The organism is Bacillus sp. FSL E2-8900 (assembly GCF_037966225.1).
Taxonomy (GTDB): domain Bacteria; phylum Bacillota; class Bacilli; order Bacillales; family Bacillaceae_G; genus Bacillus_A; species Bacillus_A cereus.
In genome coordinates this window covers 4,689,725-4,704,208 of record NZ_CP150193.1, presented here as the reverse complement: position 1 = coordinate 4,704,208, position 14,484 = coordinate 4,689,725, and the positions used below count along the sequence as shown (strand labels likewise).

The following is a 14,484-nucleotide window of genomic DNA, read 5'->3' as shown; positions in this document are numbered from 1 at the left end:
CATATACGTGATAATTATTATTTTGTTTCACTATTTAACGCTTTATAGCCATCAACCACTACATCTAATTTACCTGTGTGAGGGTCAATAACTAAACCATGTACAGGAACATCTTTTGGGATAAGTGGATGATTTCTTACTAAATCAACATTAGCTTGCGTTGAGTCGCAAACATCATCAAATCCGAATAACCATTTTTCAAGATCAATACCAGCATATTCAATCGCTGATAAAATTTCTGGTGAAACTACTCCGCGATCTAATATTTTTTGAAGTGTTCCTTTTGGATTCGTTTGGCTCGCGCCACATCTATGGTGTCCAATAAGGAAAATCTCATCTGCATTTAAATCGTATACTGACGCTACAACACCTTGCATAACACTATCAAAAGCAGAAGCAATTTTACCACCTGCATTTCTGATAACTTTTGCATCACCATCGTGTATATCTAAAGCTTTTGGAAGTAGCTCAATTAAACGAGCATCCATGCAAGAAACAACAACCATACGTTTTTTAGGCATCTTTGTCGCTTCACGATGAGCGTATTCCTTATTTTCTACAAAGTGTTCATTGAACGCTAGAATTTCTTGTAATAACATATTTGTAACCTCCTTTAAATCTAGATGTATTTTTTTGTTGTGTCCTCTGTGTTATAAGTAAATATAGCTGATAAATAATGTGATGTAAGAGGATAAACTAAGTATAGTGAATTGTATCGATAAGCAGAATAAGTTGGCGAAATACTTTCGGGCTTTCTACTTTCACGGTGAAAGGATTGGTTTATATCATTGATCAAACAGATTTTGAGATACTGAAATTATTAGGAGAAAACTCAAGAATACAATGGAAAGAACTTGGCCAAAAAATACATATGACGGGGCAAGCTGTGGGAAATCGAATTCGAAGATTAGAGGATCTAGGGATTATTGAACAGTATACAATTGCAATAAACCGAATTAAATTAGGGCAAGTAGTGACTGCATTTGTTACTTTGTTCGTAACAACAGCCAATCACCAAGAGTTTATGAATTTCTTTCAAGGAGAAGAAGGGGTTTCTGAAGTACACCGTATAAGTGGTGAGGGGTGTTATTTATTAAAAACACATTTTGCTTCCAATGAAGACTTAGATAACTTTCTAGGACGACTATTAAAATACGGGAATTATCGTGTTAACTTATCAATAGGAAAGTTGAAATAAGGTTTCTTTTCCTTGGAGGGGATGATAATATCAGTTGTTAAACTTTATTTGTATAGATGGAATGAAGTCTTTTAATTTTTATCTTAAATAGTCAGAGCCTTACTACAATTTATGTGTAGTAAGGCTTTTTAAAGTTTTCATATTCAACAATCAAGCTGAAGTGTTGAGGGTGGATATGAGATGATTTTTTAAAGAGAATCAAACGTTTTTAAAAGCTAAATTGTGGTTTCATATCACCTTTATAAGGTTCATGTTCAACGAATATAGTTATATCGTTACCAGCTTGGTCTTTACCAGTTCTTTTATACGTAAATTTATTTTTATTTAGTTCAGTAAGTTCAAGAGCAGCACCGTATTTGTTATTTCCAATTGAAACATGGGCTCTTATTTTATTTTCGTGTACAACATCGAAGTAGCCATAATCACCGCGGCTTTGACCTGTTTCGCTATTGAAGAACTCATATTTATTAGATTTGTCATCAAATTTTGCTAGACTTATAAAATTCGAATTAAACTGTGTTACATCGTTACCAGTTTCGTCTAATACCTTTGTTCCGTGCCAAAGGGTACCGCCTAAAATTTTATCTCCATCAACGTTTTTAACAATATCTCCTGTAGTCGTGTTCAGCTGCTTGTCCGGATCAGTGAAAGAAAGTTCTTTTTCTTTATATGGAACATGTTCAACGAAAACTTCTACATCTTTACCGTTAGCGTCTTTCCCCATTCGTTTATAAGTAAATAGATTTTTATTTAGTTTTGTCATGTCAACGACAGCTTGATACTTCATTGATTCTGAAATTAATATTCTCTTTTTCCCATCATTTGTGATAAAGAAAGTTCCTTTATCGCCACGACTTGCACCTGTTTTAGCATCAAAAAATTCATATCTGCCTGACTTCGCATCATATTTTGCAAGACCGATGAAGTTTGCATTCTCTTTTGTTAAGTCATTCTTATCTTTGTCATACACTCGTGTACCTTGCCAATTTGTCTCGCTAAGAATATTAGCCATTTTTTGCCCTTTAGTTAATTTATTTTCCTTTTTTGTTTCTTTAGCAACTTGTTCTTGCTTTTGTTTCCCATGATTTTCTTCAGCTTTAGTACCAGCACACCCTGTTAATGCTAATGTGAATCCGAGCAGTATGGATGATAGTGTTTTTGTTTTTTTGTTCATGTTTTATCGTCTCCTTATTTTATGATTTTAGGTAGTACGGTTAGCGATTATAGTAGCAGTGCGTCATATACGAGCTTAGTTGCTACGTTTCTTATGTTAATACTCGACTATAAACTGCCTCTAAATAAAACATTAAAAAAAGATAAACTAATTCCTAAATTTTTTTCATACTTATAAAAAGGTTTTTTACATGGGGTGAATGTGAATTTCTTATTTTGAAACTGGCGTAATCACATTGGGGTATACACATTATGCTTACATTGCGATTTTAGATGTGATGTTATACTGTGTATAAAATTTTATGTGTGTATGTTGTGTCGTTTTTTGTCGATAAGTCGATATATTTCGAAAATCGCTGATATATTTGGAGTTGCGCCGATATATTTCGAAAATCGCCGATATATTTGGAGTTGCGCTGATATATTTGAAAAATCGCTGATATATTTTGGAGGGGGATAAAAATGATTGTGAAAGAGCGGAAAATGCCCGTATATTTGCTGCAATTAGAAGCTTTACTTAGAAGATTGCCTGCTCATCATCCAAAAAGGAATGTGGTGGTTGAAAGTCTAGCGAAATTTATGGCCGGCTATAAAGGAGAGCAGGCGATTGAGTATCCACTTAGTTTTTTACCCGAAACAGAATACAGTATTTTACATGATATTAGGTTATTTGATCAAAAACATTATTTCCAAATTGATACCCTCATAGTTTCATCTTATTTTCTTCTTTTTCTTGAAATAAAAAATATTATTGGTACATTAATTTTTGATACAAAGTTCAATCAACTTATTCGAATAGTAGATGGTAATACGGAAGAAGGATTCCCAGATCCGCTTTTACAACTGAAACGGCAAGAGATGCAACTGAGAAAATGGCTGAATCTACATGATTTACATAATATTCCGATTGAAGCCCTCGTTGTAATTAGTTCCCCTCGTACAATTATTAAAACTTCAGATGAAATACTGTCTAGTAAAATTATCCACAGTGCAAATTTACCTAATAGAATAAAACAGATTAAAAATCAATATAAAGAAAAAGTGATTGATAATATAAATGGACTTATAGGCCAGATTATGAATGAGCACATTCCGCAACGTCAAAATGTTCTTGCGCAATATAAAATTAAAAAAGAGGAATTGCTAAAGGGTGTACAGTGTGAGGAATGTTTTACAATGGCAATGTTAAAAGAAAGACAGGGATGGCGTTGTTCAAATTGCAATAGTATGTCTAAACATGCTCATTTACGTGCTGTACAAGATTACACACTTCTGTTTAGTATGATAACTACTAATAGCGAATTGAGGGAATTTCTTAATATGGAATCTAGTTCTGCGGTTAAAAGACTCCTCCAAACAATGAATATCCCCTACACTGGCAACAACAAAGGACGAATATATGATTTAACTTCTTTCCAATCGTAATTTTGCTATAATAAATAAGTACTTATACGAAGGGGAGTCTAAAGAGAAAATGAAGTCATTTAATATCGATCATGTTATAGCTAGTGTTTTGCAATGGATATTAAATATAGCCTTAATTATATTATCCATTGTGTTATCAATTTTCTTAGTGAATGAGACAATTACGTTCGTGCAGTATATTTTTTCGGCAAAAGAGTATACGTCTTATAAATTGGTTGAAAGTATCATCGTCTATTTCTTATACTTCGAGTTCATTGCATTAATTATTAAGTATTTTAAATCGAATTATCATTTCCCGTTACGCTATTTTATTTATATCGGAATTACGGCCTTAATTCGATTAATTATTGTGTCTCATGAGGAACCGATGGAGACGTTATTATACGCAGGAGCAATTCTTGTTTTAGTTATTGCTTTATACATATCAAATATGAGAGATTTGAGAAAAGAGTAGTAGTGCAGACATAAGTCAGCACTACTTTTTTACATCTTGACCTTCAAGTTGCTTGAAAGTTTACAATGAAATTAGGGCGTTTGAAATCGAAAAAAATTGAGAAATTAAGTGAAGAGGTTTCTTTTACTTGGAGGTTATAGAAATGAATCAAGAATTGAAGTTACGTCCATTAGAACGAGAAGATTTAAAGTTTGTACACGAACTGAATAATAATGCGCATATTATGTCGTATTGGTTTGAAGAGCCGTATGAGGCATTTGTGGAGCTGCAAGACTTATATGATAAACATATACATGATCAAAGCGAACGCCGATTTATCGTTGAGAAAGACAATGAAATGGTTGGATTAGTTGAGTTAGTAGAAATCGATTATATTCACCGTAGAACAGAATTCCAAATCATTATTGATCCGAATTATCAAGGATATGGTTATGCAGTGGATGCGACGCGTTTAGCGATGGATTACGCTTTTTCCGTACTAAATATGCATAAGATTTATTTAGTTGTGGATAAGGAAAATGAAAAGGCAGTACATGTTTATAAAAAAGTTGGGTTTATGGTAGAAGGTGAGCTTATCGATGAGTTTTTCGTTGATGGTAACTATCATAATGCGATAAGAATGTGTATGTTTCAGAAGCAATATTTTGAAAACAAGTAGTTGAAAGATTCGGAAGTAATGTTGACGCTTCGTAAAACCGTATGCTAAAATCCTTTTTAAGTATTAAGGAAGGTGCATAATATGCTTTATATAAAATTTGTAAAACTCATTAGAAAACTTTGCTCCGCACAAATGTATACGGTGAAGCGTTGTACGGAGCTTAATCAAGGGGGATAAATCCCCTATATTCATCGGCTGAATAACTTTTCTAAAAAAGTATAGTTTATCTATGCTTATTTCGTTATGGTTTTTCAGCTGGTGTATAAAATAGATTAAGGGGCCATAGACAATGCTTTGTCTATGGCCCTTTGTGTATATTATTCCGATGAGTCTTTACTATAAATTGGAGTAGTATAGGAAAAACCACGAAGCAGAGGGCTAGTGTCGAATGACGCTATCTCTCTGCTTTTTTTAATTTCAGGAAAAGAGGAATAAAAATGAGTTTACTTAAAGTGGAAAGTTTATCACATAGTTTTATAGATAAAGTATTATACGAAAATGCTTCTTTTGATTTGCATAAAGGAGAGCATATGGGAATTGTTGGACAGAATGGTGCAGGAAAAAGCACATTAATGAAAATATTGGTGGGGGAAATTATTCCTGATAAGGGAGACATAAAGTGGCAACCTAATATTCAAATTGGACATCTTGATCAATACGCAGAAATTGATGAGGGTTACACCATTTCACAATATTTAAAGAGAGCCTTTTATGATTTGTATGAAATGGAAAAGAGAATGAACAAGTTATATGAAGAAAGTGCGATGACTGGAGATGAAAATCAACTATTGAAAGCGGCAGAAATTCAAGGACTGCTCGAGGCTCATGATTTTTATTCAGTAGATAGTATTACGAATAAGGTGGCAGCCGGTTTAGGTATTGATGTGATTGGGATGAATCGTGTGATTGGTGAATTAAGCGGAGGGCAGCGTGCAAAGGTAATTTTAGCGAAGCTCTTATTAGAAGAGCCTAATATTTTATTGCTAGATGAACCGACGAATTTTCTCGATAAGGAGCATGTGGAGTGGCTTGCTAATTATTTAATGAATTTTGAAGGAGCATTTATTGTCGTATCACATGATTTTGATTTTCTGGAAAAGGTAACTTCTTGCATATGTGATGTAGAGTTCGGGACAGTTAAGAAGTATTACGGCAAATACTCAGATTTTGTAAGGCAGAAGGAGCATTTGCGAAAAGATTATATTCGCCAATATTATGCACAGCAAAAGAAAATTGAAAAAACGGAAGAGTATATTCGTAGAAATATTGCTGGGGTGAATTCAAAAATAGCGCAAGGTCGTAGAAAACAATTACAGCGTATGGAAAGAATTGCGCCACCAAGTTTTACTCATAAACCTTCTATTCATTTTCAGGAACTTCCCATTTCAGTTCAGACAGTTCTTGAAGTAAATAACCTTGAAGTTGGTTACGACTTCGCTCTCTTACCAAAGTTGAATTTTTCAGTAATGGGTAGGCAAAAACTTGTTATTACAGGTTTCAATGGAGTAGGAAAATCTACTTTATTAAAAACAATCGTTGGAAATATTGCTAGTATTTCTGGAGAGTTTCACTTTTCAGAGCAAATAAAGATTGGATATTATGAGCAAGATTTAAATTGGAGCAATGATTCTTTAACGCCGCTTCAAATTATTTCAGAACAGTTTCCTAAACTGAATATGAAGGAAATACGCCATCATTTAGCTGCGTGTGGAGTGAAGGATACGCACGTTTCGCAAGAAATTCGTACGTTAAGTGGTGGTGAACAATCGAAGGTGAAACTGTGCGGATTATTATTATCACCTTGTAACTTATTAATTTTAGATGAGCCGACAAATCATTTGGATGCAGAAGCGAAGGAAGCTTTGCAAAAGGCGTTAATTAAGTTTAAGGGCAGTATTATACTCGTATCTCACGAAGCAAGTTTTTATCTTGATTGGGCAGATAGCATCTTTCATATAGAGACGGGATTAGTTAAGGGGGTGTGAAACATATGAGTGAAAACAATTGGAAAACGAAAATTATATTATTTTTGACCGCTCAAACTATTTCGTTGTTCGGCTCCTCTCTCGTGCAATACGCGATTATATGGTATATCACCCTTACAACATCATCAGGAGTGATGTTGACTATTTCAACTGTTTGCGGTTTTCTACCACAAATTGCGATATCTTTGTTTGCAGGTGTTTGGATTGATCGTTATGACCGTAAAAAGATGATTATGTTATCGGATGGAATTATAGCGATTGCGACGTTAGTTTTAGCAATTTTATTTTTAACAGGATATAAAAGTATTTGGTTACTTTTTATTGTGTTACTCATTCGTTCAGCCGGAACAGGAGTACAAACGCCAGCTGTGAATGCATTAATTCCGCAAATCGTTCCGAAAGAGTATCTTATGAAAGTAAATGGAATAAATAGCAGTATTACATCTTTAATTATGTTTCTTTCTCCAGCAGCAAGTGCTGCGATTCTTTCTATTGCCAGCATTGAAACAACATTTTTTATTGATGTTATTACAGCTATGATTGGAATTAGTATTATGTTTGTCATTCATGTGGAAGGACATGTGAATGTAGAAAGTAAGCAAAAATCTAATCTACAAGGAATTAAAGAAGGGTTCACTTATTTAAAAGAAAATGTATTTATTAAAAGGCTAATCGTTTTATTGATTATCGTCATGATTTTAATAAGTCCAGCTGCTTTTTTAACACCTTTAATGGTAACTCGTTCTTTCGGGGCCGAAATGTGGAGACTTACTGCTAGTGAGATGACCTTTAGTGCGGGTGCGGCAGCTGGTGGCGTATTGATTGCAGCGTGGGGTGGTTTTCGTAATCGTATGCATACAACAGCGCTAGCTTGTGCATTATATGGACTGCTTATGATTGGACTCGGAATAGCACCGATATTTATTATGTATTTAGTCTTTAATTTTTTAATTGGTATAACAATGCCGTGCTTCAATACACCAGTTACTGTGTTATTGCAGGAGAAAGTAGAACCATCAATGCACGGACGGATGTTTAGCCTTGTACAAATTGCGAATTCATGCGCGCTTCCTTTAGGAATGATAATATTTGGTCCGTTGTCGGATATGTTTAGTGTAGAGATTTTGTTAATTTATGCTGGGATATTCGTGCTATTTTGCGCAATGTATATTGTATTAAGCAAGAGGTTTGAAGTGTAAATATTTATAATTTAGAAGGTTTGCGAAGTGATTTAAGATGCTTTGCAAACCTTTTTGTTGTTTGTTTAGTCAATAATTATTTATTGTTTAACAATAAATAATTATTGACTGTTAATTCTTTTTTAGATAATATGATGGTAAGAATCTAAGGGGAATTACATAAGTAGAGGAGAATGTGAAATGAAAAATAAATACGTAGTAGCTATTTCTTTCATGATTTTAGCGATTATTTCTTTAACTATACATGCTTCAAACAGTAAAGTAGGAGCGGATGGATTCCTTGAAGAACCTTTCTTTTTCCTAGTACCGATAAGTTATGTATTATTCCTTAGTGGTATTGGTGTATTATTATTTGGATTTATTACTTCAAAGTTGAAAAAGGGCAATAAATAGGGGTTACCAATAGGGACGAAACACTCACTATGAAATAGAAACATACCATATGGAAGAAAAAGAATAAGTGAGATGAATCATGATGAACCATCATTTTTATAATGGAAGACAAGTAGGAGCAGCTATTACGCTGGCTGGGGCACAGGGAACAATTCATGCTATGAATCAAGCTATTCAAATGCAACAACAAGTATATTTTGCACAAATGATGCAAAATCAGTATATGCCGTATTCACAGCTTCCGATGCAAATTGTACATTACGATGTACATCCAGCCGGTATATTTTCCATTCCATATGGCGGAACATACTTCTTATGAAAAAAAGCGACTCAATAGAGTCGCTTTTTTTTTTATATTCCGCCTAGCTTTATTCCAAGGAATGCGAAGAGGATACCAATTATGTAAGTAGCGCTTAAGTATAAAAGGAAAGTGCTAATATTTTTTCGATTGAGAAGTTGAACGGCTTCTAGTTTAAACGTAGAAAATGTAGTGAATGCGCCCATAAATCCAGTACCTAATAATAGTTGCCAGCCTGTAGTAACTCCGTTGCCGATTATATATCCAAGTAAAAATGCTCCTGTTATATTAATAAGGAATGTAGCAATTGGAAATTGTGTTTTATTTCTTTTCTTAAACCAATTGCTAATTGCAAATCGTGTAATCGCACCGAAAAATCCTCCTGTTGCGACTAATAAAGCTTCTATCATGAGTAATCACCTTCTGTAAGAGATTTCTTAATTAAGAAATCTCCAAGTGTATAGCCAAGGCCAGACATAATGAGGCCACCAAGTATGCTGCATGATACATATAAGAAGGCTATGCTCCACTCAGAATGATTGATCAATTGCACAGTTTCTACACTAAATGTTGAAAAAGTCGTAAAGGAACCGATGAATCCAGTTCCGATGCCTGTGATAACCTCTGAAGGTAAGATGTTTAGCCGAGCGATATAAGTAGTTAGCCACGCTAAGAAAAAGCAACCGATTAAGTTAATGAGTAATGTTGCCAATGGAAATGAATGATGCCAAAATGTGTTGATATTAAGACCTAAATAATAACGAGAAAGAGCTCCTAATATACCAGCAATGCCAACGATAATATAAATCAATTTTCTCACCTCTTTAAATAGCTTGCTCAAAAAAATAGACTCCTACCAGTATCCATACTGGTAGGAGTCATTAGCTAAGCAGCGTTTATGGCGAACTCCATCGCCTATGATTATTACATATAGTGTACTAAATATACCGTTTAATTTCCAGTGAGGAGGAGGGTGTAACTTTTCTTTTTTTGATGTCTGAAGGTTTTTCAAGTAATTAAAATGGGATCGATTACTTATCAACTAAATATAGTGATATAAGGTTTTAATTATGATAAAATGTTTCTTATGTGTGTCGTTTTGTTTTATTTGACTGAAAATAAAGAAAAATAAATTTGCGTGAAAAGGAGTCATTTATTTGAAGAAATTTTTAAAAATCGTATTTACATGTGTTTTAGTAGTAGCGGGCATTGTAGGAGGATTTCTAGCTTATATGACACTTACTAAAGAACAGCCTGCTGATGTTATAAGCTTGAAGGTAGAGAATAATAAGGAGCGCGTATTAGCGACTGGAAATGAGTTTAAAGTTACAACATTTAATATTGGATATGCTGGGTTAGATAAGGATCAAGATTTCTTTATGGATGGTGGAAAGGGATCTGGTTCAAGTAGTAAAGAGCAAACGGAAACTAATTTAAAGAATATGCTTTCGTTTTTACAAAATGAGAATAGTGATTTTGCGCTATTACAAGAAGTTGATATAAAGTCACTTCGTTCATTTGATGTAAATGAACATGAATTTTTGAAAAAAGGATTACCTGATTATGTTTCGTCATTTGGCAAGAACTACGATACGAAATGGGTTCCAGTGCCAATAACAAATCCAATGGGATATGCGGAGGCTGGATTAAGTACGTTTTCTAAATACACTGTTCAAGAAGCGAAGAGGTTCCAGCTGCCTGGAATGGAGCCTTGGCCAAAGCGTTTGTTTGATTTAGATCGAGCAATTGTGGAATATAAAATTCCTGTTAATAATGGGAAACATGTTAGACTCGTAAATTTACATTTGTCTGCTTATGATGAAGGCGGGAAAATTAGAAAACAGCAAGTAGAGTACTTAAAAGAATATATGAACAAGCATTATGAAAATGGTGATTACGTAATAATGGGCGGAGATTGGAATCAATTAGTTTCAAACGCTCAATTAAGTGATCCGAAGTTCGTGAAAGAGCGTCCTGAGTGGTTAGTAGAGTTACCGAAGGACTTTACAGACGGTGGCTTTAAGTGGGCTGTAGATCCGTCTGTTATGACTGTGAGAGATGATGTAAAGAAATATGTAGAAGGTGAAAATTTCGTCACTATTATTGATGGCTTTATCGTTTCACCGAATGTAGAGATTGTAAATGTACAAGGGAAAGATTTAAAGTTTGAAAATAGCGATCATAACCCAGTAAGTGCGGTATTTAAACTGAAGTAATTGATATGTATAAGTAGAAGGTGGGGCTTCATATGGATTGGTTAAAGAGGACTTGTTTTTCTAACCTTGAGAAAGAATCACAGAAAAATCATTTATTACTGTTTATAACGATTTGTAGTTTCTTTCTTGGGATAATCGCAATTGGGTATTATGGATATATTTTTACAGAGAGAGCCATAGCGTTTTGGATTTGTGGTATTTCTGTCGTTGCATTTGGAACGCTGTTTACTTTTATAAAAAGTATGGAATCAGCGTATAAATATATCATGACATTTATGTTGCTTACAATGTCTTACATTATGGTACAAGCTTTTAATGAAAGCCCGGCTGTATTTCAAATGGTCTATTTTACATTAGCTGTTTCACTTATTTACTTAAGTGAGCGCCTCATTTTAATTCTTGGCGGGGTAGCTGTTGTGATCACATTTATCCTTTGTAGCTATTGGCCGGAGCAATTTTTTGCTTATACAGCCTCGTCTGAAGCTGCTAATTTCGCAAGTTTGTTAGCGATTGTAACAATCGCTATGTGGGGCGTCACGAAAATCGGTTCTAATCTGCTCCTTCGTTTAAGTGATGAGAAGCAAGAAGTAATGAGAAAAGCTCAGGAGTTAGAAGAGACGCAAAGACTTATTGAAGAAACAGTTGTGAAACTAGATAGTAATTTCAATCATTTAAGACAAAATATGAACACGTCGATGGAATCGATGAGTGAAATTAATTTTGCCTTTGAAGAGGTGGCAGTTGGTACGCAATCACAATCAGAGATGATGTATCGTTCGGTAGAAGTATTGAATGATATGGAGGGAAATATTGAACAAATCATCTCTCAAGTAAGAACTGCATCGGCTCGTGTGGATGAAAGCTTAGAAATTTCAAAAGGTAGTGTACATACTCTAAGAAATTTTGAAACTAACATGAGAAGTTTAAATGATGTTGTTTCACAGTCTGGAATTATATTTAGAGATTTAATGATGCAATCGAAACAAATTAATGAAATTGTAGATGTAATAACGAATATTTCAAGTCAGACGAGTTTGCTAGCTTTAAATGCAAATATTGAAGCTGCGAGGGCAGGCGAGCATGGAAAAGGTTTTGCTATTGTAGCGAGTGAAGTGTTAAAGCTTGCTGAAGAATCAAATCGTTCTGCGGGAAGAATTCAAGGGATTTTGAAGGAGTTTAGTAATCAAGCAAGTAAGGTAGAAGTGCAGGTAGAGAAGTCAGAAAGAGTACAAGAAGAATGTAACGAGATGTTAGCAAGCGTTTTAACAAATGTAACTGATTTAGGGAAGTTTATTGATGCGATTAATGGAGTAATGCGAGAGGTTGTTGTTCATCAAGAAAGTTTCCAAGTTAAAACCACGAATATCGTAAAGGATGTTACGCATGCTTCTAACGTAATTCAGCAAACTTCTACAGCTACAGAAGAAGTGCTAGCGAGTGTGGAAGAAGAAAAACATCGAAATGATACGTCAGTGAAGACGTTACAAACTGTTAGCGAGCAAGTGAAGTTGTTAGAAGATATTTTAGAAAAGTAATATTACTTGGAAAGAGCACGAATGATGTGCTCTTTTTTCATTGAAACGAATACTTGATAGGAATTTAATTGCTTTTCTGCGCGTTTTCTGCCAAGCTTAAGGAGATAAAATTCAGCTAATAGCGGAATTAAAATACTTCAAAGAAAGAATTAAATAGGTGACGCATATGATCGAAGTTAAGACTTCTGAACTTAGTGATGGAGAATTTAATAGAGGTGTATTTGCAACTCGTGATATTAAAAAAGGTGAGTTGATACACGCAGCACCAGTTATCTCTTATCCGAATGAACAGCATGAACACATTGAGAAAACATTACTTGCTGACTACGCATTTGAGTATGGAATCAATCATACGGCAATCCTTTTAGGATACGGTATGTTATTCAATCATTCATATACACCGAATGCAACGTATGATATTGTCTTCGAGAACCATACGTTTAACTTCTATGCTTATAAGGATATAAAAGCAGGAGAAGAAATTTTAATCAATTATAATGGTGAAGTTGATAACGATGAGCTGTTATGGTTTGATAAAGAAAAAGAAGAGAACGAAAAGTAATATAAAGAGTATAGAAAGAGCGCATTCTGTGGGATGTGCTCTTTTTTTATTGATGTAAATAAAGTAAAAAGTACAAAAAAATACCACTTTCTTTTTGTGTGGTATAGTAAGATACTGAGGGATAGTGTTTTGAAAAAGTCACATATTTTACAAATTGTTGTCTTTCTGATGACATGTCAAGTTTAGTAGTCCATTTGGGTTGCTTTATTATGCAATATATATTTTAATATGAGTGGCACCTCTTATAAATTAAGAGGTTTATAGGTGTCTCGAATTGATTTTGGGTACACTGTATCCACCACTTTAGGTTCTTTCATGTACGTGGGGATATTATGGGCCCGTATAACGGGATAAAATGAATATAGAAATAGAGGAATCGTAAAATGAATATGCAAGAGGTTTATAAATATTTAAGTACGGTATTGCCTGAAGGACATGTTAAACAAGATGAAATGTTAAAGAATCATACGCATATTAAAGTTGGCGGAAAAGCAGATGTTTTTGTTGCGCCTACAAATTATGATGAAATTCAAGAAGTTATCAAATATGCGAACGAATATAATATTCCAGTTACGTTTTTAGGAAATGGATCGAATGTCATTATTAAAGATGGTGGAATTCGCGGGATTACAGTAAGTTTAATTCATATTACAGGTGTTACTGTAACAGGAACGACGATTGTAGCACAGTGTGGTGCAGCAATTATTGACGTATCACGTATTGCCTTAGACCATAACTTAACGGGTCTTGAGTTTGCTTGTGGTATTCCAGGTTCAGTTGGCGGAGCATTATATATGAATGCTGGTGCATACGGCGGTGAAATTTCGTTTGTATTAACAGAAGCTGTCGTAATGACAGGTGATGGAGAGCTACGTACTTTGACGAAAGAAGCATTTGAATTTGGATATCGTAAGAGTGTATTTGCGAACAACCATTACATTATTCTTGAAGCGAGATTTGAACTTGAAGAAGGTGTACATGAAGAAATTAAAGCAAAAATGGATGATTTAACGTTTAAACGTGAGTCAAAACAGCCTCTAGAATATCCTTCATGTGGTAGCGTATTTAAGCGCCCACCAAATAACTTTGCTGGTAAGTTAATTCAAGACTCAGGACTACAAGGTAAGCGAATTGGTGGAGTAGAAGTTTCTTTAAAACACGCTGGGTTTATGGTGAATGTTGATAACGGAACAGCACAAGATTACATCGATTTAATTCACTTCGTACAAAAGACAGTTGAAGAGAAATTTGGCGTGAAGTTGGAGCGAGAAGTAAGGATTATTGGAGAAGATAAGGAATAACAAAATACGTATGAAGATATGAATTATTTCAAAATAATATTTGGGTATTGTTGACAATTTGTTTTCAATTCAATATAATGGCTAATA

16 protein-coding genes and 1 riboswitch are annotated in these 14,484 nt (G+C 34.3%); of the genes, 12 read left to right on the top strand and 4 right to left on the bottom strand.

What is annotated here, in order from left to right; all coding sequences use genetic code 11:
- Positions 1-17 precede the first annotated feature (17 nt).
- Positions 18-599: a carbonic anhydrase gene (locus NST90_RS24215; RefSeq protein ID WP_025709811.1), complete on the bottom strand. Its 582-nt coding sequence runs from the start codon at positions 597-599 to the stop codon at positions 18-20.
- A gap of 167 nt (positions 600-766) precedes the next feature.
- On the opposite strand from NST90_RS24215, the gene NST90_RS24210 reads away from it, so the two are divergent.
- Positions 767-1,198, top strand: a complete 432-nt coding sequence (locus tag NST90_RS24210) for an Lrp/AsnC family transcriptional regulator (protein ID WP_025709812.1) — start codon at positions 767-769, stop codon at positions 1,196-1,198.
- Positions 1,199-1,406: 208 nt separating this feature from the next.
- Here the strand turns inward: NST90_RS24210 and NST90_RS24205 are convergent, their stop codons facing one another.
- Positions 1,407-2,372 carry a DUF4822 domain-containing protein gene (locus NST90_RS24205; RefSeq protein ID WP_025709813.1) on the bottom strand — a complete coding sequence of 322 codons (966 nt, stop codon included), beginning with the start codon at positions 2,370-2,372 and terminating at the stop codon, positions 1,407-1,409.
- Positions 2,373-2,833: 461 nt separating this feature from the next.
- On the opposite strand from NST90_RS24205, the gene NST90_RS24200 reads away from it, so the two are divergent.
- The 7 genes from NST90_RS24200 to NST90_RS24170 all read left to right on the top strand — a co-directional run bounded on the left by NST90_RS24200 (position 2,834) and on the right by NST90_RS24170 (position 8,804).
- Positions 2,834-3,796, top strand: coding sequence for a nuclease-related domain-containing protein (locus NST90_RS24200; protein WP_044584973.1), 963 nt, complete (start codon positions 2,834-2,836; stop codon positions 3,794-3,796).
- 49 nt (positions 3,797-3,845) lie between these two features.
- Positions 3,846-4,250 (top strand): phosphate-starvation-inducible protein PsiE, encoded by a 405-nt coding sequence (psiE, locus tag NST90_RS24195; RefSeq protein ID WP_000834708.1) that lies wholly within the window; start codon positions 3,846-3,848, stop codon positions 4,248-4,250.
- Positions 4,251-4,392: 142 nt separating this feature from the next.
- The gene (gene speG / locus NST90_RS24190) at positions 4,393-4,908 is read left to right on the top strand and encodes a spermidine N1-acetyltransferase (protein ID WP_001071092.1); all 516 of its coding nucleotides are present in this window, start codon (positions 4,393-4,395) and stop codon (positions 4,906-4,908) included.
- 437 nt (positions 4,909-5,345) lie between these two features.
- Entirely contained in the window at positions 5,346-6,893 is a 1,548-nt protein-coding gene (locus NST90_RS24185) for an ABC-F family ATP-binding cassette domain-containing protein (RefSeq protein WP_048534592.1), read from the top strand.
- Between the two features lie 5 nt (positions 6,894-6,898).
- Complete coding sequence (locus NST90_RS24180) at positions 6,899-8,092, top strand: MFS transporter (RefSeq protein WP_001293750.1); 1,194 nt, start codon at positions 6,899-6,901, stop codon at positions 8,090-8,092.
- Between the two features lie 180 nt (positions 8,093-8,272).
- Positions 8,273-8,485, top strand: a complete 213-nt coding sequence (locus NST90_RS24175; protein ID WP_025118109.1) for a DUF3955 domain-containing protein — start codon at positions 8,273-8,275, stop codon at positions 8,483-8,485.
- 79 nt (positions 8,486-8,564) lie between these two features.
- A complete protein-coding gene (locus NST90_RS24170; protein ID WP_025709820.1) occupies positions 8,565-8,804 on the top strand; it encodes a DUF3947 family protein in 240 nt (79 codons plus the stop codon).
- A gap of 32 nt (positions 8,805-8,836) precedes the next feature.
- On the opposite strand, the gene crcB (NST90_RS24165) is transcribed toward NST90_RS24170, so the two are convergent.
- Together crcB (NST90_RS24165) and crcB (NST90_RS24160) are read right to left on the bottom strand one after the other, a co-directional pair.
- Positions 8,837-9,193, bottom strand: coding sequence for a fluoride efflux transporter CrcB (crcB, locus tag NST90_RS24165; RefSeq protein WP_025709821.1), 357 nt, complete (start codon positions 9,191-9,193; stop codon positions 8,837-8,839).
- Positions 9,190-9,594 carry a fluoride efflux transporter CrcB gene (gene crcB, locus NST90_RS24160; protein WP_000639312.1) on the bottom strand — a complete coding sequence of 135 codons (405 nt, stop codon included), beginning with the start codon at positions 9,592-9,594 and terminating at the stop codon, positions 9,190-9,192. The genes crcB (NST90_RS24165) and crcB (NST90_RS24160) overlap by 4 nt, the downstream gene beginning before the upstream one ends.
- 54 nt (positions 9,595-9,648) lie before the next feature.
- A riboswitch (Fluoride riboswitch) is annotated at positions 9,649-9,708 on the bottom strand.
- A gap of 232 nt (positions 9,709-9,940) precedes the next feature.
- Between crcB (NST90_RS24160) and NST90_RS24155 the strand changes: the two genes are divergently transcribed.
- The 4 genes from NST90_RS24155 to murB all read left to right on the top strand — a co-directional run bounded on the left by NST90_RS24155 (position 9,941) and on the right by murB (position 14,397).
- Entirely contained in the window at positions 9,941-10,999 is a 1,059-nt protein-coding gene (locus NST90_RS24155; RefSeq protein ID WP_000714051.1) for an endonuclease/exonuclease/phosphatase family protein, read from the top strand.
- Positions 11,000-11,031: 32 nt separating this feature from the next.
- Positions 11,032-12,534: a DUF4077 domain-containing protein gene (locus NST90_RS24150; RefSeq protein WP_000383891.1), complete on the top strand. Its 1,503-nt coding sequence runs from the start codon at positions 11,032-11,034 to the stop codon at positions 12,532-12,534.
- 166 nt (positions 12,535-12,700) lie between these two features.
- The gene (locus tag NST90_RS24145) at positions 12,701-13,096 is read left to right on the top strand and encodes an SET domain-containing protein (RefSeq protein WP_000573649.1); all 396 of its coding nucleotides are present in this window, start codon (positions 12,701-12,703) and stop codon (positions 13,094-13,096) included.
- Positions 13,097-13,479: 383 nt separating this feature from the next.
- The gene (gene murB / locus NST90_RS24140) at positions 13,480-14,397 is read left to right on the top strand and encodes a UDP-N-acetylmuramate dehydrogenase (RefSeq protein WP_001057102.1); all 918 of its coding nucleotides are present in this window, start codon (positions 13,480-13,482) and stop codon (positions 14,395-14,397) included.
- Positions 14,398-14,484 lie beyond the last annotated feature (87 nt).